The sequence below is a fragment of the Alloyangia pacifica genome (assembly GCF_020524285.1).
GTDB classification, from domain to species: domain Bacteria; phylum Pseudomonadota; class Alphaproteobacteria; order Rhodobacterales; family Rhodobacteraceae; genus Salipiger; species Salipiger pacificus_B.
In genome coordinates this window covers 129,330-147,083 of record NZ_JAIVKX010000004.1, presented here as the reverse complement: position 1 = coordinate 147,083, position 17,754 = coordinate 129,330, and the positions used below count along the sequence as shown (strand labels likewise).

Genomic DNA, 17,754 nt, shown 5'->3' with positions numbered 1-17,754 from the left:
CGGCACGGCATCAGTCGGTCGGGATCTCGTCAGGCGGAACGGGAGAGCCCGCGGCGCAGCAGCGCCACGAGCAGGATGTTGAGCAGCGGCGCGAGCGCCGCGAGCCAGGGCCAGAGGGTCTCGGGAAAACCGTCGATCATCCGGTTCCACGGCAGGCCGAGCGGGATCAGGAAGACGCCCGCAAGCGGGTCCTTCTGGGCCCCGAAAAGGCCGAACTGCCCGATGATGAACAGCCCCAGCGCCGCGAGGTAGGTCAGCGTCAGCCCCCAAAGCAGCAGGGTCAGCACATGGATCAGCGCAGTCCGCATCGGTCCGGTCCGTCGGCCCTGTCCGTCATGTCAGGCCCGGATCAGCCCTCGGTCATATGCGGCTCGGCCATGATCTCGCCGGTGGTGCCGTCGGCATAGGCGACGCAATCCCAATGGGTGCGGTCCTCGCCGACCCGGACCTTCACCATGGTGCCGGTCTCGGTGGGCTCGGAGCTGATCAGGGCGATGTCCGTGGTGCCCGCGGCCGTGGCGACATCGCGCAGGCAGGCGGATTCGGCTTCGCTTGCCGGACGCATCTCGGCGGTGGGCTCTTCCGAGCCGCCGCAGGCGGCAAGCGCGGCGAGCGCAGCAAGGCCAAAGGCGGCTTTCGCGAGTCGGTCGAAGTGGGTCATGTCAGTCAGTCTCCCTTGGTTTGAAAGAACGTGCCCCTGTCAGCGGGGCGGGCAGCTTGCCGCCGGCGCCTCGGAATGCTGCGCCGAAGGCAGGGGCTCAGCGGGCCGCGCCGCGCAGCAGGCGGACAACGAGAATGAGGATGATGGCGCCGATCACCGCGGCGATGATCGAGGGGATCAGCCCGGCGCCGAAGGACACGCCGATCAGCGGGAAAAGCCAGCCCGCGACGAGCGCGCCGCCGATGCCGAGGATGATGTCCATCACGAGGCCCGAGCCGCCGCCCTTCATGATGACGCTGGCGAGCCAGCCGACGATGGCGCCGATGATCAGGGTGACGATCAGCCCGACCAGCGCGTTGCCGCCGCTGGCCATGGCATCTCCGGCCGCGTCCTGCGCGAGCGCGGGGGCGGCCGTCAGGGTGGCGGCGGCGAGGATGTGAAACGGTCTCATGGTGTCGTCTCCTTGCGGATGGGCGCGCAGGCTGCGCGCGGGCGTGCCCCGGAGCCGGTCGCTGCGCGATGCGCGCACACCGGGGCGATGTGATGGAGAGGAACGAGAGGAAAGGCGGCCTGATGCGCGACAGATCGTCCAGAAGGCGCGGGAGCCGGGAAGTTCCGGCGGCGCCGGACGTCCTTTGAAATGGTGTCTTCGCAACAGGCTGCAGTCAAATGGGTCCACCCTTGAAATCTTGCCCCCCTCGTTACCTGTCCGAGCGGCTTGCTCACATGGCTGGTCGGGGTCTGGCGAGGGGCACAGCGGCAACGGGAACTTGGGTAAAACGTTTGATTCGAAAGATTTTCAGACCGGATAACGGGATCAGGGTACCGGAAATGCCCGGAATAATATCATACATTCGATAAACATCTTTTTCCGGCGGAACTCTGCCGGAGCGCGGTTCGTGGAACCCGTGCGGCCCGCTGCCGGTTGGAGGAGCAACCGAAGCGCACGGAGGACAAGATGAGCACGACGCAGAAAGCCAAGCCGGACGCAGATAAGCGGGGCTCGAAGACCACCTCGAAACAGGCCCCGAAGTCGGGCGCGGCCAAGCCGGTCGGTGAGATGCGCCGCCGCACCGCGGATTACGCGCGGCTCTCCCGCCGGGTTGACGACGAGGCGGCGGTGTTCCGCCCGCGCGACCTGACGGGGCAGGCGCGGCGCCTGCACGTGCGCAGCACGATCATCGAGGACCACATGGTGCGTATCGACCAGAAGGCGGCGGGGGCGGACGAGAAGTTCCGCGTGCTCTCGGAGTCCTTCTTCTCTTTCTTCCGCGGCACCTCGCTGCTGTTCCACCGCGACATGGCGGGGGATGATGCGCGCATGCCCACGGTGCTTTGCTTGGGTGACGTGCACCCGGACAATTTCGGCGTCATGCCCAATGCCGACAACGTGCCGATCTTCGGGGTGAACGACTTCGACGACGTGATCTACGCGCCGTTCATCTGGGACCTCAAGCGCGGTGCCGCGGGCTTCATGATCGCCGCCGAGGTCGAGGGCGGGCTGGGCCGCAAGAAGCAGCGCAAGATCGCCAAGAAGTTCCTCAAGGGGTACCGCGAGGGCATGGCCTTCTACGCAGAGCACAACACCGAGCTGAACGTCGAGATGCGCGAAGACAATTGCCCGAAGATCATCCGGCCGATCTTCGGCAAGGCCGGGCGCTCGCGCGAGAAGTGGCTCGCAAAGCGCTACCTCGACGAGACCGGTCGCGGCTTCCGTGCCAACGAGGAGCTGACCCCGGTGAGCAGCCGCGTCGAGGAGTTTCAGAAGCTGGTGAAGTTGCTGGCCGGGCAGAACGGCATTGAGGCGGGCGGCCGCCACGGTCCGCTGAAGGTCAAGGACGTGGCGATGCGGCACGGGCAGGGGACCGCCTCGCTGGGCCTGCCGCGCTATTACGTGCTGCTCGAAGGTCCGACCGGCGGCGCCCGCGACGACATCATCATCGAGTTCAAGAAGGCGCGGCGCTCGGCGCTCGAGGGGCTTGTGCCCGCGCATGACTTCGATGCCGGGGACCAGGGCGACCGCATCGCCCACGGCCAGGCGGTGCACCTCGCACAAGGCGATGTCTTCTACGGCAACGTCGAGATCGAGGGCGAGAGCTTCATGTCGCGCGAGCGCGCGCCGTTCCGCAACGACGCCGATCTCGACGATCTGTCGAAGAAGGAGTGGAAGCGCTATGCCTTCGCCTGCGGGCGTGCGCTGGCGCAGGCCCATGCGCGGTCGGATGATCTGGGCCAGCTCGATTATGACATCGAGCCGGCGATCCTGCAGGCGATGGAGCCGGGCAAGCTGTTCATCGACGACATTCTCTGTTTCGCCGAGGAAGCCGTGGCGCGGTTGCGCCGGGACCACGAGATGTTCAGGCGCGACCTGGACCTGGGGGCCTTCGAGATGACCGAGAAGCGCTACCGCTGAACCGGGCCGCCCTCAGACCATGGACACGAGGGCGGCGCAGACCAGCTCGCGGTCGTAACGCTGCGGCTCGTCGCCGACCAGCGGCAGCCGGTGGCAGGGGATGCCGTGGCGTTCGGTGACCTCGGCGCAGGCCGCCGGGTCGTCGGAGCTGTCGCAGAGCACATGGGTCATCAGCCGCGTCGCAGGCACCTCCATGCCCGCATCCGCACGCAGCGGCGCGAGGATCGCGGCGACGCGGTCGGCAAGGCCCAACCCCAGCGCCTCGGGGTCGGTGCCGAGGCTGGGGACATAGACCTTCGGCACATCGCAGCGGGCGATGGTGCGGCCGACCCCCGCAGGCAGCAGGTTGGCGATCACCGAGGAGAAGAGGCTCCCGGGCGAGTAGCAGATGAGATCCGCCCTGCGGATCAGCGTGCGGTTGCGCTTCGGCAAGGGCACCGAGCCGGTGGGCACCTCCTTGCCGTGTTGGCTGAGAAACAGCCGGGCGATGGGCGTGTCGATCGGCGCCGCCTCCTTGCCGCTGATCTGCCGCTGGCCGTGGATCTGCCGCCCGTCCGCCAGCTCCACGCCGAGCTGCAGGTTGCAGTCGACCACGGCGCGCACGGTGCCGCGCACGTCGACCATCTTCGACATCAGGAACAGCACCGGCTCGAGCTGCCGGCCATGCGCGAGGTAGCCGCCGGCGAGGATGAGGTTGCCGATGCTGGCGCCGCGAAAATCGAAATCCATCGGCGCGGCGACGAGAAACTCGCGCAGCAGGTCCTGGATCAGCAGCCCAATCGGGGCGGAGACCGCCTTGATCAGCGGGTGCTGGCCCGCAAGCATTGTCTCGACCTCGGCGCGCAGCGGCGCGTTGGGCACGGTCTTGGGCAGGCGGTGGCTGAAGAGGGCGTAGATGTCCGGCTGGCCGAGCTCGCTTTCATCGGCCAGCGCCATGAGCCGGCTGCGCAGATCTCCCACGGCGGGCATGTCGAAGGCTTCGCGCAGCACCTGCGAGCTGCCGCCGCTGTCGAAGGGGGTGATCAGATGCGCGGAGTTGTAGGTGTAGCGCTTCAGCGCGCGCGAGACCTTGTTGAGCGCGCTGCCGCCGCTGAAGAACAGAAGCCGCGGCCCGAGGTGCGGCGCGCTCAGCGAGCGCGCGACGCGCAGGTCGTCTGGCAGCTCGGCGCTGCGCTGGAGGGTGATCCTGGTCATCCGGCTGCCTGCTCTGCTCGATGTGCCGTGTCTTGATTGCCGGCGACTGTGCCAGAGCCGGGCGCTGCTGCGAAGCCCGCGGGTGACGAAGCGGCGGATTTTCTCCCGCGCAAGTCACGGTTTGACCGCAGCGGCCCGGGCAGGAGACCGGACACAAGAAAAGGGCTGCCCGGAGGGGCAGCCCTTTGCGATCCGTGTGTGGCAGGCGCTCAGCCGCGCTCTGCGATGGCGTTCAGCGTCGGGCGCATGCCGTCGAGCGAGTAGCCCGCCTTGGCGGTGGCCAGCAGGATGTCATCGGTGGGCATCTTGCCCGCCTGGCCCATCGCCCAGACCGTCGCGCAGCGCGTGCCAGAGCGGCAGTAGGCAAAGACCGGCCCCGGCGCGTTCTCGATCAGCGCCGCCTGTTCGGCGACGAGATCGAGGGTCAGGCCGTCGTGGGTCACCGGCAGAACCGCGAACTCCATGCCCGCCGCGCGCACCGCGGCGCCGATGGTCTCGGCCTGCAGCTCGGGCGGCACTTCGCCATCGGGGCGGTTGCAGATGACCAGCTTGAAGCCGGCCTCGGCAAGGGCGGGGACATCCTCCACCGCGATCTGCGGCGAGACGGTGTAGCGGGGGGTGATGCGGTTCATATCCATGGCAGACGGGTTATTCCGCCGGTACCGGCTTGTCGAGTCTCCTGCGCAGGGCCGGGGCCACGAACATGCCGGTGAGCATCGCCGCGACGAAGACGTAGAGCCCGGCGCCGCCGTAGCTGAGCGAGGCGATGGACGGCCCCGGGCAGAGCCCGGCGAGGCCCCAGCCGATGCCGAAGAGCACCGAGCCGATCACCAGCTTGCGGTCGATCTGCGTGCCCGGCTGCGGCGGCAGCGGGGTGCCGAGCGCGGCGCGGGTCTTGCCGCGCGCGAAGAGCCAGGCCAGCGCCATGGGGATCATCGCGCCGCCCATCACGAAGGCCAGCGTCGGGTCCCAGGCGCCGAAGACGTCGAGCCAGCCCTGCACCTTGGCGGTGTCGGTCATGCCCGAGACGAACAGGCCCGCGCCGAAGAAACCGCCGGCGACGAGGGCGAAGAAGAGGCGGGCCGGAGAGGAATTGCCCATGTCAGATCACTCCCAGAAGGTGGCGGAAGATCACCACGCCGACACCGCCGGCGAGGATGTAGCAGCAGGTGGCGACGAAGCCGCGCAGCGACAGGCGCGACATGCCGCAGACGCCGTGGCCCGAGGTGCAGCCGTTGGCCAGCCGCGTGCCAATGCCGACCAGCAGGCCGGCGGCGACCAGCACGGGGATGTTTTCGGTGATATGCGTGTCCACCGCGCCGCCGTAGAGCGGCAGGAGCAGGATCGGCAGCAGGATGACCCCGGCGAGGAAGGCGATACGCTCCCACTTGCTGTCGCCGGCCGATCCGTCGACCAGCGCGCCGATGATCCCCGAGGCGCCCATGATCCGCCCGTTGACGAGCAGGTAGACGGCCCCCCCGGTGCCGATCAGCAGGCCGCCGATCAGGCCCCAAATCCAGTCAATTGGCATATGTGCGGTTCCTTTGTCGTGCGGCCGCCCCCAAATGCGCCCGCTGTCCGTAATGAGAGGCGCGCCCCGCCCGGAAGCGGAGCGCGCATGGTGTCGTGAGTGGTGGCCCTATGCGGTCAGAGCTTGTTGACCGGCACCTTCAGGAAGACGTCGCCCTTTTCGTCGGCGGGCGGCATCTGGCCGGCGCGCATGTTCACCTGCAGCGACGGGATGATCAGCTTGGGCATGGCGAGGGTCGCGTCGCGTTCGTCGCGCATCTTGACGAACTCCTCGGCGGATTTGCCGCTGCCGACGTGGATGTTGAGCGCCTTCTGCTCGCCCACCGTGGTCTCCCAGGCGTAGTCGTCGCGGCCAGGCGCCTTGTAATCGTGGCCGACGAAAATGCGGGTCTCGTCGGGCAGCGCCAGGATCTTTTGGATCGAGGCAAAGAGCGTTTCCGAGGAGCCGCCGGGGAAGTCGCAGCGCGCGGTGCCGAAGTCGGGCATGAACAGCGTGTCGCCGACGAAGGCGGCATCGCCGATCACGTAGGTCAGGCAGGCCGGGGTGTGGCCCGGCGTGTGCAGCACGTCGCCGCGCAGCTGGCCGATGTGGAAGCTGTCGCCCTCCTCGAAGAGCTTGTCGAACTGCGAACCGTCACGCTGGAACTCGGTGCCCTCGTTGAACACCTTGCCGAAGGTGTCCTGCACCACGGTGATGCGCTCGCCGATGCCGATCTTGCCGCCCAGCTCGCGCTGGATGTAGGGCGCGGCCGAGAGGTGGTCGGCGTGCACGTGGCTCTCCAGAAGCCATTCGACCTTGTAGCCCTTCTCCTTGACGAAGGCGATGATGGCGTCGGCCGAGCGGGTGTCGGTGCGGCCCGAGGCGTAGTCGAAGTCGAGCACGCTGTCGACGACCGCGCAGGCGCTGCCCGCAGGGTCGCGCACGACGTAGGAGATGGTGTTGGTTGCCTCGTCGAAGAAGGCGGTGACTTCAGGTGTCATCATGGGACGATCCTCCGTTTGAGGTTCATATAGTAAAAGCTGAATGCGTGTTCAAGGATTCGTTGCGATTGACCCATATCATGGTCATCATCGGCGTATCGGTGCACGATTCCCAAGTAACAACCCCCCATCCGACGAGCGCCCCCAGGGCCGCGCGTGGGCATGGGGCAGGGGATGAAACGCGCCGATACGGGAGGACGACGCAAGAATTGAATGGCCTCAGGGGCGGGCACGCAGCCGCGCCCCGGGCGTGTGCCGTTCGGTTCCGCAAGGATCCGGCGGCCTTGGTCAAGCTATTGAGGGGCGGCGCGACAGCCAAAGGGGCAATCCCGAAGTGCGGTCTGGGCGCCAGCGGCGGCGAAGGATCTTCGCCCCGCACCCGGCAAACATTCGAGGAGGAAGACCAGATGGACGACAGGTTGAAACGCCGCATCGATACGGTCGAGCGCGCCCTGGAGGACGCGCAGGGCGCCGAACACGCGGCCCTCGTGGCCGAGCTTGAGCGCCTCGCGGTCGAGGCCCGGGTGCGTGGCGTTGCCTTGCCCGCGCATGTGCGCGACCGGCTGCGCAGCGAGGTCGATGCCGAGCTCGAGGCCCGCTTCGACAATATGCCGATCTGATCGGCAGCTCCCTGCCTGCCGTTGGTGCAGGCCACACCGCCGCGCGGCCCGAAGGGCCGGCGCGGCGGATTCTCGTCTTGCCGCGCCGTGCGGAACCCACTAGCTCGCGGGGATGCCGGAGGGCATGAGGATCGGGACGGGCTGCGGGGCGCTGCTTCTGCGCCCGCAGGCAATTGGAAAGGCGGGCAGATGGCGCAGGCGGCAGGCGCGGTTGAGGTGCGGAACGGCGAGGGGATCGCCTGGCTGGAGATGTCCGGCGATGCGGCCAACCGGCTGACACCCGCGCTGCGCGGCGCGCTGCTCGCCGAGATCGAGCGGGCGGAGGCAGACCGCGACGTCGCCTGCATCGTGCTGCAGGGCGCGGGCGCCTGCTTCTCCGAGGGGGACGACCCCGCCGAGCTCGAAGGCCCCCACGCCCCGCCCACGCCCGCCGAGCTCTGTCGTCGGATCGAGGCCTGCACCAAGCCGGTGATCGCCGCGCTGCACGGCTGCGCCCTGGGCACCGGCGCCGAGCTGGCGCTGGCGGCGCACTACCGTCTCGCAGCACCCGGCACGCGCTTCGGTCTGCCCAACGTCGCCCTTGGCCTGACGCCTGCCGCCGGCGCCACGCAGCGGCTGCCGCGTCTGGTCGGGGCAGGGCCGGCGCTGGAGCTGATGCTCTCGGGGCAGGCCATCATCCTCGACGCGGCGTCAGGTGGGCTCATTGACCATCTCGCGCAGGGCCCGCTCGAGGAAGAGACCCGGGCCTTCTGCGCCGAGCTGCGCGCCGAGGGGCTGGGGCCACGCCCCGCCGCGCAGCGCCGCGAGGGGTTTGCCGATCCTCTGGCCTACCAGCAAGCGGTGGCAGCCCGCCGCGCCGAGGTCGCGAGCGCGGGCAATCCCGCCCCGCGCGAGATCGTCGCCGCGGTCGAAGCGGCGCAGTTGCTGCCCTATGCGGGCGGTCTGGAGTTCGAGGTGGATGCCTTCGAGACCTGCCGCGAAACCGAGGCCAGCGCCGCCCTGCGCGCCGTCGCCGCCGCCGAGCGCAGCGCCGCCGCCGCCATGGCGCCTGCACGCCGCGCGCCGCAGCGCATCGCCGTGCTCGGCGAGGGGCCGCTGGCGCTGCCGCTGGTGCAGGCGCTGCTGCCCGTCGCCGCCGGGGTCGACTGGGGTTGCGACGCGCCGGACGTGCTGCACGCCGGGGTGATCGCCCTGCACCGGCGTCTCAAGACGGCGCGGCACGCCGGGAGCACTACAGAAGAGCAGGCCGAGGAGCGCCTCTCGCGGCTGCGCGTCGGCACGCCCGCGGACATGGCGCGCAGCGCCGGGCTGATCCTGCTGGCCGGGCCGGGGCAGCGCGACGTCGCGGCGCCGGCTGGCGTCAGCCGGCTTGTCGCCTATCCGGGCCGGGTGCGCGAGGTCGGCCTGCGCTTCGCTCCGGCGCCGCTCGGCGCCAGGCTGGTCGAGGTGATCGCCGGGCCGGAGGCCCATGCCGAGCAGCTCGCCGAGGCCGAGGCGCTGGCGCAGCAGATGGGCTGCCTCGCGATCCGCGTGCGATCGGGCGGAGAAAGCCTCGGCGGACGCATCTTCGATGTCTGCTGTCGGGCGGCGGATGCGCTGGTCGACATGGGGCAGAGCCCCTATGACATCGACGCCGCCTGCCGCGACTGGGGCTGGCGCCGCGGACCTTTCCTGCGCCGCGACCAGATGGGGCTGGCGCGTCTCGGCGCGCAGGTCCGGGCCGAGGGCGCGGAGAACTGGGCCAGCGCCCTGGCCGGTGCCGGGCGCCGGGGCCGCGAGGGCGGCGCGGGCTTCTATGACTGGCCCGAGGCCGGCGCGCCCGAGGGCAGCGCCGAGGTCCACGCCTTCCTCGCGGCCCGCCGCCCCGACGCGCGCGCGTTGCCGGCTGCGCAGCTTCGTCTGCTGCTGATCGGCGCCATGGCCAACGAGGGGGCGCGCATGCTGTCCACGGGCATGCTGGCGCGGGCCTCCGATCTCGACCTTGTGGCGCTGCAGGTGCTGGAGATGCCGCGCTGGCGCGGCGGGCCGATGTCGGCCGCGCTGCGCCTCGGGGCGCGGGCTGTGCGCGAGGCGCTCGCCGGGGTGGCGCATCCCGACCGCGCCTTCTGGGCGCCGCATGCGCTCTGGGACGATCTGGTCACCACGCGCGCGGCGGACTGGCCGGTTCGCTAGGCCCCCGGCTCAGCCGAGCAGGATGCCGACCATCACCATCGCGAGGCCGAAGACCGACAGCAGCAGCGTTGCCATGTTCAGCGGCACGATCTTGCGCATCACCTCGCGCAGCCCTTCGTCGTCGAGCCCGGCGCGCTTGGCGCTCCAGACCTTGATGATGCATCCGAAAAGCCCCAGGAGCCCCGCGAGCGAGACCGCCGCACCCAGCCAGATCAGCCATTCCATGCCGCACTACCCTCCGTTCGCGCCGCCCGTCGGCGCTTTCCGGGCGGGTACTGCATCGCCGCGGGCGTCGCAACCCTCGGCGGCATCTCCCCGGCGTGCCGGATCGGGCTTGATGGGCGCGGCGCCGGGGGGTAGTCAAACCGGCGATACCGGCAGAAAATCTGGCAGGAGTTGATGAGATGCAGGACAATGATTCCGGCGCCTATGGCGTCGCCGCAGGCGAGCTGAAGCAATTCATCGAGCGGTTCGAGCGGCTCGAGATGGAAAAGAAGGAAATCGCCGACCAGCAGAAAGAGGTCATGGCCGAGGCAAAGGGCCGCGGCTACGACACCAAGGTCATGCGCAAGGTCATCGCCCTGCGCAAGCGCGACAAGGACGACATCGCCGAGGAAGAGGCGGTGCTGGAGATGTACAAGGCCGCGCTCGGCATGGACTGAGCCGAGCGCCAGTCCCGTTCTACGAGCAAAGCCGGGGCCCCGCGTCCCGGCTTTTTGCTGTCCCCTCGCGGGCAAAGGGCTTCGGCCTTCGTCCAGATAAAATAGCCCGGGGGAGTCGTCGGAGGCGGGGGGCAGCGCCCCCGATCGCGGCCCCGCCGCGGCGCGGCGCCAACTCAGAGCGCCAGCACCCGGACCCCGTCCATCTGCTGCATCTGCCAGACGTCTTCGTCGTAGAGCCCGGTGAGCATGTCGACGTAGGTCTCGTCCCAGCCCGGCATGTCGAGCTCTTCTTCCATCGCCCCGGGCAGCGCGTATTTCTCCAGGAAGGCCATCATCACCCGGCGCTTCTGCGCCTCGCTCACCGTGGGGTTCTCGCGCAGGAACCCGCGGAAGCGCTGCATGGCCTCGGGGCTGACGATCTCGGAGAAGAGATCGAAGCTGCCAGTGATCTTGCGGTCGGGTTCGATCCCCGCGGCGGCGCGCAGGATCTGCCCCCACAGCAGCGGCGTGTCCTCGTTGCACCAGAGCGTGATCGGCACTTCGGGCAGGGCGCGGCGCAGCCGCAGTACCAGCTCCGACCAGCGCAGCCGCATCGGATCAGCGCCCGACAGGAAGCTCTCGAGCGTCTGGTGCGGCGTGGCGCGCAGCATGGCGGGCAGCCAGGTGGCAAAATCGCGCACCCCGAGGAAGATCTGCAGCTCGTCGCCGGCAAAAAGCCGGGCCATCGCCTGCAGCCGCCGCTCGGCCTTGCGGTAGAGCGCCCCGTCCTCGAGCGCCAGTTTCGGCACGGACAACAGGGTCTCGTGGCTGAGGATCAGGCGGTTCACCGTGTCGGCATCCTCGCTGAGGATGGCGTCGAGCAGCACCTCGCGGGCCTCGGGGGCCGGCTCTTCTGCGCCGAGGGCGCCGACCGCCTCCGACAGCAGCATGCGGTAGCGGGACGGGCCGGGGATGGCGATGCCTTCGCGATGGAAGTCGCCGGCGTTGCGCAGCAGCCCCTTGAGCAGGCGATCCTCGTCCGTGCATTGCGCGCCGATATGGAGAATGACCTGCATGACCTGCACTTTCGATTACCAACGGCAGGCACTATAAGCGGAATGGAGCCAAGGAAAACAGCGCGCCGCTCTCGGCGGACCACGAAGGAGCCCCCATGAGCCTTGCCGACAACAGCGCCCCGCGCCGCGCGCGCCTGTCCCTGGCGCGGGTCCTGCCGAACCCCTGGTCGCTTGGCGCCGCGCTCATCGCCGCGGTGGTCGTCGCGCCGATCCTCGCGGTTCTCTGGATCGCGCTGTTTCCCTCCGAGAACATCTGGCCGCATCTGATCTCGACCACCCTGCCGCGCTACTTCGGCAACACGCTGAAGCTGATGGCGGGGGTCGGGCTGCTGGCCGGGGCGGCGGGCTCGGGCGCGGCCTGGCTGGTGGCGCGCTACGAGTTCCCGGGGCGGCGCTGGCTGGAGTGGCTGCTGCTGCTGCCGCTGGCGATCCCGGCCTATGTCGGCGCCTACGCGCTGGTGGATTTCCTCGAATACGCCGGGCCCGTGCAGACGGGGCTGCGCGAGATCTTCGGCTGGCAGACCTCGCGCGACTACTGGTTCCCCGAGATTCGCTCGATGGGGGCGGCGATCGTGGTGCTCTCGGCGGCGCTTTACCCCTACGTCTACCTGCTCGCCCGCAACGCCTTTCGCGAGCAGCCGGGCAGCGCCGACGAGGTGGCACGCTCGCTGGGGCAGGGCGCCGTGGCGCGGTTCTGGCGGGTCGGCCTGCCGCTCGCGCGCCCGGCAATCGCCGCAGGCATGGCGATAGCGATGATGGAGGCGGTGAACGACTTCGGCACGGTCGATTATTTCTCGGTGCAGACCCTGACCACCGGCATCTTCAGCGTTTGGCTGCAGAGCAACAACGCCGGCGGCGCGGCGCAGATCGCCGGCACGGTGCTGGCGCTGGTGATCGTGCTGGTGCTGCTCGAGAAGGGCTCGCGGCGGCGCATGCGCTTCTTCAACCTCTCCTCGCGGCATCGCCCGGTGGCGCGCACCGCGCTGCGCGGTGCAACGGGGCTTGGCGCGATGCTGGCCTGCCTCATTCCCTTCGGCATGGGCTTCGTGCTGCCCGCCTGTGTGATCCTCGGCCATGCGATCGACAATGCCCAGGCCTGGGCCGATCCGCGGCTCTGGCGCGCCGGGGTGCATACGCTCACCGTCGGCGGCATCGCGGCGGTGCTGACGGTGCTCGGCGGCATCTTCCTGGTCTACGGGGTGCGCCTGTCGGGGCGGCAGCTGCCGCGGCTGCTGCTGCCGATTTCGACCATCGGCTACGCCGCGCCGGGCGCCGTGCTCGGGGTCGGCATCCTGATTCCGCTGGCGGCGGTGGACCACGTGCTCGCCGACACGGTAGAGGCCGCGACCGGCATCGACATCGGCCTGGTGCTGACCGGCTCGGCCTTCGCGCTGGTGCTGTCCTACTTCGTGCGCTTCTTCGCCATTGCCCAGGGGGCGGCGGACGCGGCGATGGGGCGCATTTCGCCCAACCTCGCCCGCGCCGCGCGCTCGCTCGGCCGCACCCAGGGCCAGACCCTCCGCGAGGTCTACTATCCGCTGATGCGCGGCTCGGTCGCCTCGGCGCTGCTGCTGGTCTTCGTGGACTGCGTGAAGGAGCTGCCCGCGACGCTGCTGCTGCGCCCGTTCAACTACGAGACCCTGGCGACCCGGGTGCACGACCAGGCCTCGCTGGAGAACCTCGGAGGCGCCGCCCCGGCGGCGGTGCTGGTGATCGGCGTCGGACTGGCGGCGGTCGGGCTGCTCGCGCGCGCAAATCGCTGAATCGCTCTTGCACTGGGGGGCGAAGCTGGCATATCCCTCTGCCCACGGTGCCCCTATAGCTCAGCTGGTAGAGCAACTGATTTGTAATCAGTAGGTCCGCGGTTCGAGTCCGTGTGGGGGCACCAAGTTACGAATTTAAGTATCTGATCTAAAACGATTCCGCTAAGGCGGATGTCGCTCGGCCCCCCAAATAGCCCCCCAAGTAGTCGCGCATCACTCAGCAACGCCCTGCATCATTTCAGTGCGGTTTTCGAGGAATGCCTCGATCTCGGCGACCTTGAGCAGGGACATCGCGCCCCTCTTGTAGACGCGAATCTGCCCGGCTTCAGCCCAGCGGTAGAAGGTCACGCGGTGGATTCCGAAGACCTCCTGAGCGTGGGCCATTCTGACATAGAGCGCTTTGATCGGTGCAGTCATGTCGTTCTCCTTTGGTTTCGACTAGCGGCGGACCTAGGTGGGGCGTGCCTGCCTGAGGAGTCGATAGCTTGTAAGAGGTTGGCATTGTAAAGTGTGCAACTCCTTGCAACGCTGATGAGGGTGGTAGGGAGGCATGAGCCGGCCTCTAAGCATCGCGTCCGTGCCCCCCTGCTGCCATCGAGGATTCCGAGCGAAAAAGATCGCCCGGCGCCCGAAGGTTGGGCGGTTCCCTAGGGCGAAATCGCTTCCCGGACGGCTCCGTCGTTGGCCGGAGATGGCGTGATCATTGGCAAGACCGCGCCGCAAGAGCCGCCGGAGCGACCACCTTCGCGGGTCTGCATCGCGTGGCCAACAAGGTTGCCGACAACATGCTTGGTCACGCTCTCGACCGCCAGGCGCGTGCCGCGGTCGGTGAGATAGTCGGGATGGCTGCGGAAGGCATCCGTGACGGCGCCTTCGACGAGGCGCCGGAGGCGCTGGTGGTCCGCGTGTTTCATGGCAGCCCTCAAGGGGCGCTGGTTGCGGTGCAGATCAGCCATTGCGCGCCTCCCGAGGCCGCAGATCGGACCCCACAGCCGGGCGGGCGCATAGGCCAGCGGTTGCCCATCCGGGCCGAGCAGGGAAGAGGTGGCGAGACGCTCTGCCTCGAGCGCGGTGTCGGCGAGGGGAAAGGCCCTATCGCCGAGCCACCAGGGCGAGGATACCCACGCCGCCATCAGTGCGCCGTGCCGGTTTGCGGGCGCGGCTGCGCCTCATCCGAGACGCGCGCGAGAGAGAAGGCGAGTGGCACTGCGCTCGACCACCTCGCCGGCTCCGGCAGCAGCATGGCGGCGGCAAGGAGCAGGACGAAGCCGGCGTCCTCCCGGCTATCCTGCTCGAGCATGGTCGCCACCTCGGTCAATGCCCCTGCCTTGCAGCGGGTGCAGCCGCAGCCGATATTGATGCTGGCGTCCTTCACTTCCATGTCGCTCCGCATTCATGCGCCTCCCAGATTGCCGTCAATGACTGCTCCGGGCAGGGTGCCTCGGGCGCCTGTGCCCGCCCGTCCAGTGCCGCGCAGATCAAGGTGCGCTCGAAGAGAAGCCCATTGATGACCGCGGCAAGCAGGACCTGGCCCAGCCGCTCGTCGGTGAAATACGGCATCACCTGATGCCCGACGATGGCCCGCAGCTTTGCCCCGCGCTCGTCGGGCAGAATGGGGGAGTTGGCGAGCAGATCTCCGAGCTTGCGGATGGCCGCTGCGCGCGCCCGGCGCTCCTTCAGGCCAAGTCCGGAGGCCTCCTGATCGGGCATGAAGAGCGGCGGTCCCGCATCGTGGCGATGCGCCAGGACATGACAGGGAAAGGGGTCGATCTCGGAGACGGCAGCCGCGCGCCAGCCGAGAGGGGGCCATGCGACAGAGGCAGCCTCGATTCCGCTGCAGACACTTAGGAAGGAAGTGGGATCGGTGTGATACATCGCGCGAGCGCGGCGCGCGCGGGGCTCCGGGGGAGGCATGGCCGGAATCGAAACTCCGAGAGCGTGCCACCCCAATAATTTATAGCCGAAACCGGCAAGGGGTGGCGGGTGGCATGGATTGGATTTCAGCCTGCCACCCCCCCCCTTCGATCAGGTCTTGACGCTCCAACTCGAGACCAATTGACCGCCGCTGACCAAGCCGAGCAGCGGCACGCCGAGCCCGAGATTGTCGCCTGCCCAGGTCTCATAGAGCATGCCGGAAATGATGGGGTCCTGGTCGGTCCCGTCGCGCCACTCGCCGTTTGCCAGACAACGCACTTCCGTGCCCGCTGGGAAATCGTCGCTTTCGCGGGTCAACACCACCTCATCGCCGACGATCGCCGCGCGTACCGCGCCGGTGAAATGCGGCTTAACCGGGGTGTTGCCCCCAACCATCTCCGCCACCAGGCGACCATGGCCCGCGATTATCTCGGCATAGCCGCCAAGCGGTATGGGGTTGGTGAAGCCGAACTCCTTGATCGCCGAGGCGATCTGGGCGATCTGTCATGCTGGGGGCGTCCGCGAATTGCGGTCGTAGGGCACCAGCTCGTGCGGGGCGAGAAGCTCGATCTTCAATGGCATCTCCCAGGGTAGGCGCGTCCCGCCACAGAAGGCCAGACACGACGCAGGGTGCGCACCTGCGAACCCGAGGTGCGAACCCAAAAAAATCAATTGAAACTAGCGATCTAATGCGCTTCCGCCGCCCGCATACGCCGAGCGCCAGAGGAGGACCCTGGCAGGGGCCAGATCGGACTCCCGGGCCCGGTGCAGGGGCGGAAATAACGTCATGTTGGGGGGCCCAGGGAGCAAAGGGCGCCATCGGTCAGCCGCGGCGCGCCCCCCGAGGATAGCAACAGAATGCCGCCGCGCGGCGGGTTTTGTCGCGCCAAAAATGCGCCGTTGTCGGGTCGTCACGCGCCTCCCCAACGGCAGCTCGGCGACGCCGCGAGGTCTCAAATGACTACGCCAGAAAATCTAATCTTATCGAGGGATCACTCTAACGCGGGTCTCGCGTATGGTGGCGCTCAGTGTCGATAGCCATGCGGTGTTGGGACAGCGACCGCGGCCTGGGGGTGAAAGCCCCACCGCTCGCTTGTGTACAGCCGGCGGTTGGCCAAAGAGCTCGCCGCGTATCAGGCCCAGACGAAGTGTCGATTTAGCATCGATGACACTCACAGCGGGTCAGGAGCCGGCCGACAAGAGATGAGCTCAGCCACAAGACACAGACGCCATAGCGGCAAGTTTCGCGGCCATGAGATCGTAGCTGGAAAAATAACTGCAAAGTCTGTCTTGGGAGTCGGTTTCACGCCTTGGCCTCTATCCATTTGGCTCATCTCATGGAACCGCCGAGACGTTAATGGCTCGTTGAGCCGCGTGACCTCGCGATGTCCGCGTGGATTTCGCGACAAACTTTTGGGATTTCGCCTCTCGTGACGAAGATGAGCAGCGCCTAGCCTCACGATAGAGCGGCTGTCTGCAGGTTGATGCATGCTTCCAATATCTCTCGTGCTTCTAGGGGTTGGATTGCTTTTCGGTATCGTGGGGATGGATTTCCTTTCCACGCATCCGGAGGATGATGAGGAGGCAGATGACGACGCGGCGGAGCTATGGGGCGGGGAGGAGACCCATGGCCTGCCGGATGACGCGAGCCTCATTCTCCCGGGCGAGCCTGCGTACGCAGGGCGTGACGCAGATCCGCCGGAGGCCGAACTGGAAGCGCTGTGCTTCTCGGAGGCCGACCTGCTGGCGCTTCCAGACCTTTTCAGCACCCGCGGACTCGATGGGTCCTTGCGGACTGTTCTTGCTGGCGAAGGCTCAACGGTCTCGGTGATGCTTCCGGAGGGAGATGGAGGTTTCATCCACGTGATCGAGGCAGACCATGTCGACACGATGCGGCACGACGATATGGAAGTCACAAGATTCCATGGAGGCACCAATCTCTACTACGTCCCTGAAGGAGCGACCTTCCCAGATGGCCTGAAGTGGTCAGAGGATGGTGGCGCCCTGTTTTCCGAAGATGCCGAGCTTGAGGCAGAGGCGCTTGCCGCCGGTATCAAGTCTCTTGCGCGAATCGAATCCGGCGTGAGCTTCTTCCAGAAGAGCCTGGAGAACGGCGGACTCGACTTTCAGAATGGAGATCTCGGTTCCCCCGAGATCGTGAGCAACGTCCCTATCTCTCGATGAAATTCTGTGTTGCGGCGCTGCCGTGCGCAGGATTGACAGCAGTTTAACCAAAGTCTGAGTTCATACTTGCAGGACCTCCTTTGGAGAATGAGTGTCATGTGGCCCGTAACTTGTGCGTTTACGACGTATGAAGTCGCCGACACCTTGCAGCTCCCGAGAGCGAAGCTGCTGGCTGATCGCAGAGCCGGCCGTCTCCGATGTTCCTTTTGCCCCGACTATCGCGAAACACCCCTCAATGGGGTCCATAATCTGCTCGATATTGTCAGATATGACCTGCGGCACTCGGTCGACGTTCATGGCCCGGAAAGGCGCCTGCAAGACAGCACGCTCACCGCATTGTTCTGGATGCACTACTGCCGGGACAGGCCCTATGTGAAGGCGATGCTCGAGGAAAGAGAAGGCACATTGCTCATCTTGGCGTCCGCCTTCGTGGCGCAAAGTGAACAGGATTTCGAGCAGGTTGCCCGCGACCTGGGAGACCCATCCCACCATATGGCCCGCGCCTGTAGCAGCTGGCTCAAGATGTTCTGGCTGTTCGCGCGCCGGGAGACGCTCATTTCAGAGGAGGACTACCTGAACGTCTAGGTTCCTGAGAAAGCCCCTCA

General features: G+C 67.7%; 22 protein-coding genes and 1 tRNA gene. 8 read left to right on the top strand and 15 right to left on the bottom strand.

The genetic code is table 11. The features are described from left to right. Nucleotides 1-29 precede the first annotated feature (29 nt). The 3 genes from LC039_RS07075 to LC039_RS07065 all read right to left on the bottom strand — a co-directional run bounded on the left by LC039_RS07075 (nt 30) and on the right by LC039_RS07065 (nt 1,112). Complete coding sequence (locus LC039_RS07075; RefSeq protein ID WP_226622645.1) at nt 30-308, bottom strand: hypothetical protein; 279 nt, start codon at nt 306-308, stop codon at nt 30-32. Between the two features lie 41 nt (nt 309-349). After that, the gene (locus tag LC039_RS07070; RefSeq protein ID WP_226622644.1) at nt 350-661 is read right to left on the bottom strand and encodes a hypothetical protein; all 312 of its coding nucleotides are present in this window, start codon (nt 659-661) and stop codon (nt 350-352) included. A 97-nt stretch (nt 662-758) separates the two neighbouring features. Next, on the bottom strand, nt 759-1,112 hold the full coding sequence (locus tag LC039_RS07065) for a GlsB/YeaQ/YmgE family stress response membrane protein (protein ID WP_226622642.1): 354 nt from the start codon (nt 1,110-1,112) through the stop codon (nt 759-761). 507 nt (nt 1,113-1,619) lie between these two features. Here LC039_RS07065 and LC039_RS07060 point away from each other — a divergent pair. Continuing rightward, nucleotides 1,620-3,074 (top strand): DUF2252 domain-containing protein, encoded by a 1,455-nt coding sequence (locus LC039_RS07060; RefSeq protein WP_226622640.1) that lies wholly within the window; start codon nt 1,620-1,622, stop codon nt 3,072-3,074. 12 nt (nt 3,075-3,086) lie between these two features. Here LC039_RS07060 and LC039_RS07055 read toward each other — a convergent pair whose 3' ends face one another. The 5 genes from LC039_RS07055 to LC039_RS07035 form a co-directional block, all read right to left on the bottom strand. Further along, nucleotides 3,087-4,268 (bottom strand): GAK system CofD-like protein, encoded by a 1,182-nt coding sequence (locus LC039_RS07055; RefSeq protein ID WP_226622638.1) that lies wholly within the window; start codon nt 4,266-4,268, stop codon nt 3,087-3,089. Nucleotides 4,269-4,477: 209 nt separating this feature from the next. Further along, a complete protein-coding gene (locus LC039_RS07050; protein ID WP_226622636.1) occupies nt 4,478-4,906 on the bottom strand; it encodes a TIGR01244 family sulfur transferase in 429 nt (142 codons plus the stop codon). Nucleotides 4,907-4,916: 10 nt separating this feature from the next. Then, nucleotides 4,917-5,369: a DUF6691 family protein gene (locus LC039_RS07045; protein WP_226622631.1), complete on the bottom strand. Its 453-nt coding sequence runs from the start codon at nt 5,367-5,369 to the stop codon at nt 4,917-4,919. A gap of 1 nt (nt 5,370) precedes the next feature. After that, complete coding sequence (locus LC039_RS07040; protein ID WP_226622629.1) at nt 5,371-5,799, bottom strand: YeeE/YedE family protein; 429 nt, start codon at nt 5,797-5,799, stop codon at nt 5,371-5,373. Between the two features lie 116 nt (nt 5,800-5,915). After that, on the bottom strand, nt 5,916-6,779 hold the full coding sequence (locus tag LC039_RS07035) for an MBL fold metallo-hydrolase (RefSeq protein ID WP_226623204.1): 864 nt from the start codon (nt 6,777-6,779) through the stop codon (nt 5,916-5,918). 407 nt (nt 6,780-7,186) lie between these two features. Here LC039_RS07035 and LC039_RS07030 point away from each other — a divergent pair, with 407 nt between their 5' ends. Both LC039_RS07030 and LC039_RS07025 read left to right on the top strand, forming a co-directional pair. Further along, nucleotides 7,187-7,399 (top strand): hypothetical protein, encoded by a 213-nt coding sequence (locus tag LC039_RS07030; RefSeq protein ID WP_226622628.1) that lies wholly within the window; start codon nt 7,187-7,189, stop codon nt 7,397-7,399. A gap of 189 nt (nt 7,400-7,588) precedes the next feature. Further along, nucleotides 7,589-9,571, top strand: a complete 1,983-nt coding sequence (locus LC039_RS07025) for an enoyl-CoA hydratase-related protein (protein WP_226622627.1) — start codon at nt 7,589-7,591, stop codon at nt 9,569-9,571. Nucleotides 9,572-9,580: 9 nt separating this feature from the next. Here LC039_RS07025 and LC039_RS07020 read toward each other — a convergent pair whose 3' ends face one another. Then, on the bottom strand, nt 9,581-9,796 hold the full coding sequence (locus LC039_RS07020) for a hypothetical protein (RefSeq protein ID WP_226622626.1): 216 nt from the start codon (nt 9,794-9,796) through the stop codon (nt 9,581-9,583). Between the two features lie 179 nt (nt 9,797-9,975). On the opposite strand from LC039_RS07020, the gene LC039_RS07015 reads away from it, so the two are divergent. Continuing rightward, nucleotides 9,976-10,233, top strand: coding sequence for a DUF2312 domain-containing protein (locus LC039_RS07015; protein WP_092429970.1), 258 nt, complete (start codon nt 9,976-9,978; stop codon nt 10,231-10,233). Between the two features lie 173 nt (nt 10,234-10,406). Here LC039_RS07015 and LC039_RS07010 read toward each other — a convergent pair whose 3' ends face one another. Next, on the bottom strand, nt 10,407-11,288 hold the full coding sequence (locus LC039_RS07010; RefSeq protein ID WP_226622624.1) for a hypothetical protein: 882 nt from the start codon (nt 11,286-11,288) through the stop codon (nt 10,407-10,409). A 95-nt stretch (nt 11,289-11,383) separates the two neighbouring features. On the opposite strand from LC039_RS07010, the gene LC039_RS07005 reads away from it, so the two are divergent. Both LC039_RS07005 and LC039_RS07000 read left to right on the top strand, forming a co-directional pair. After that, nucleotides 11,384-13,051, top strand: a complete 1,668-nt coding sequence (locus tag LC039_RS07005) for an ABC transporter permease (protein ID WP_226622623.1) — start codon at nt 11,384-11,386, stop codon at nt 13,049-13,051. A 49-nt stretch (nt 13,052-13,100) separates the two neighbouring features. Beyond that, nucleotides 13,101-13,176, top strand: a tRNA-Thr gene (locus LC039_RS07000). Nucleotides 13,177-13,264: 88 nt separating this feature from the next. On the opposite strand, the gene LC039_RS06995 is transcribed toward LC039_RS07000, so the two are convergent. The 5 genes from LC039_RS06995 to LC039_RS06975 all read right to left on the bottom strand — a co-directional run bounded on the left by LC039_RS06995 (nt 13,265) and on the right by LC039_RS06975 (nt 15,370). Continuing rightward, nucleotides 13,265-13,468, bottom strand: a complete 204-nt coding sequence (locus LC039_RS06995; protein WP_226622621.1) for a helix-turn-helix domain-containing protein — start codon at nt 13,466-13,468, stop codon at nt 13,265-13,267. Between the two features lie 230 nt (nt 13,469-13,698). After that, complete coding sequence (locus LC039_RS06990) at nt 13,699-14,007, bottom strand: hypothetical protein (protein WP_226622619.1); 309 nt, start codon at nt 14,005-14,007, stop codon at nt 13,699-13,701. Between the two features lie 176 nt (nt 14,008-14,183). After that, a complete protein-coding gene (locus tag LC039_RS06985; RefSeq protein ID WP_226622617.1) occupies nt 14,184-14,432 on the bottom strand; it encodes a hypothetical protein in 249 nt (82 codons plus the stop codon). Then, a complete protein-coding gene (locus LC039_RS06980) occupies nt 14,423-14,761 on the bottom strand; it encodes a hypothetical protein (RefSeq protein WP_226622615.1) in 339 nt (112 codons plus the stop codon). Before LC039_RS06980 ends, LC039_RS06985 begins: the two co-directional genes overlap by 10 nt. 315 nt (nt 14,762-15,076) lie before the next feature. Then, complete coding sequence (locus LC039_RS06975) at nt 15,077-15,370, bottom strand: hypothetical protein (protein WP_226622614.1); 294 nt, start codon at nt 15,368-15,370, stop codon at nt 15,077-15,079. A gap of 1,140 nt (nt 15,371-16,510) precedes the next feature. On the opposite strand from LC039_RS06975, the gene LC039_RS06970 reads away from it, so the two are divergent. Then, on the top strand, nt 16,511-17,149 hold the full coding sequence (locus LC039_RS06970) for a hypothetical protein (RefSeq protein ID WP_226622612.1): 639 nt from the start codon (nt 16,511-16,513) through the stop codon (nt 17,147-17,149). A 96-nt stretch (nt 17,150-17,245) separates the two neighbouring features. Continuing rightward, the gene (locus tag LC039_RS06965) at nt 17,246-17,734 is read left to right on the top strand and encodes a hypothetical protein (protein ID WP_226622611.1); all 489 of its coding nucleotides are present in this window, start codon (nt 17,246-17,248) and stop codon (nt 17,732-17,734) included. Nucleotides 17,735-17,754: the final 20 nt, after the last annotated feature.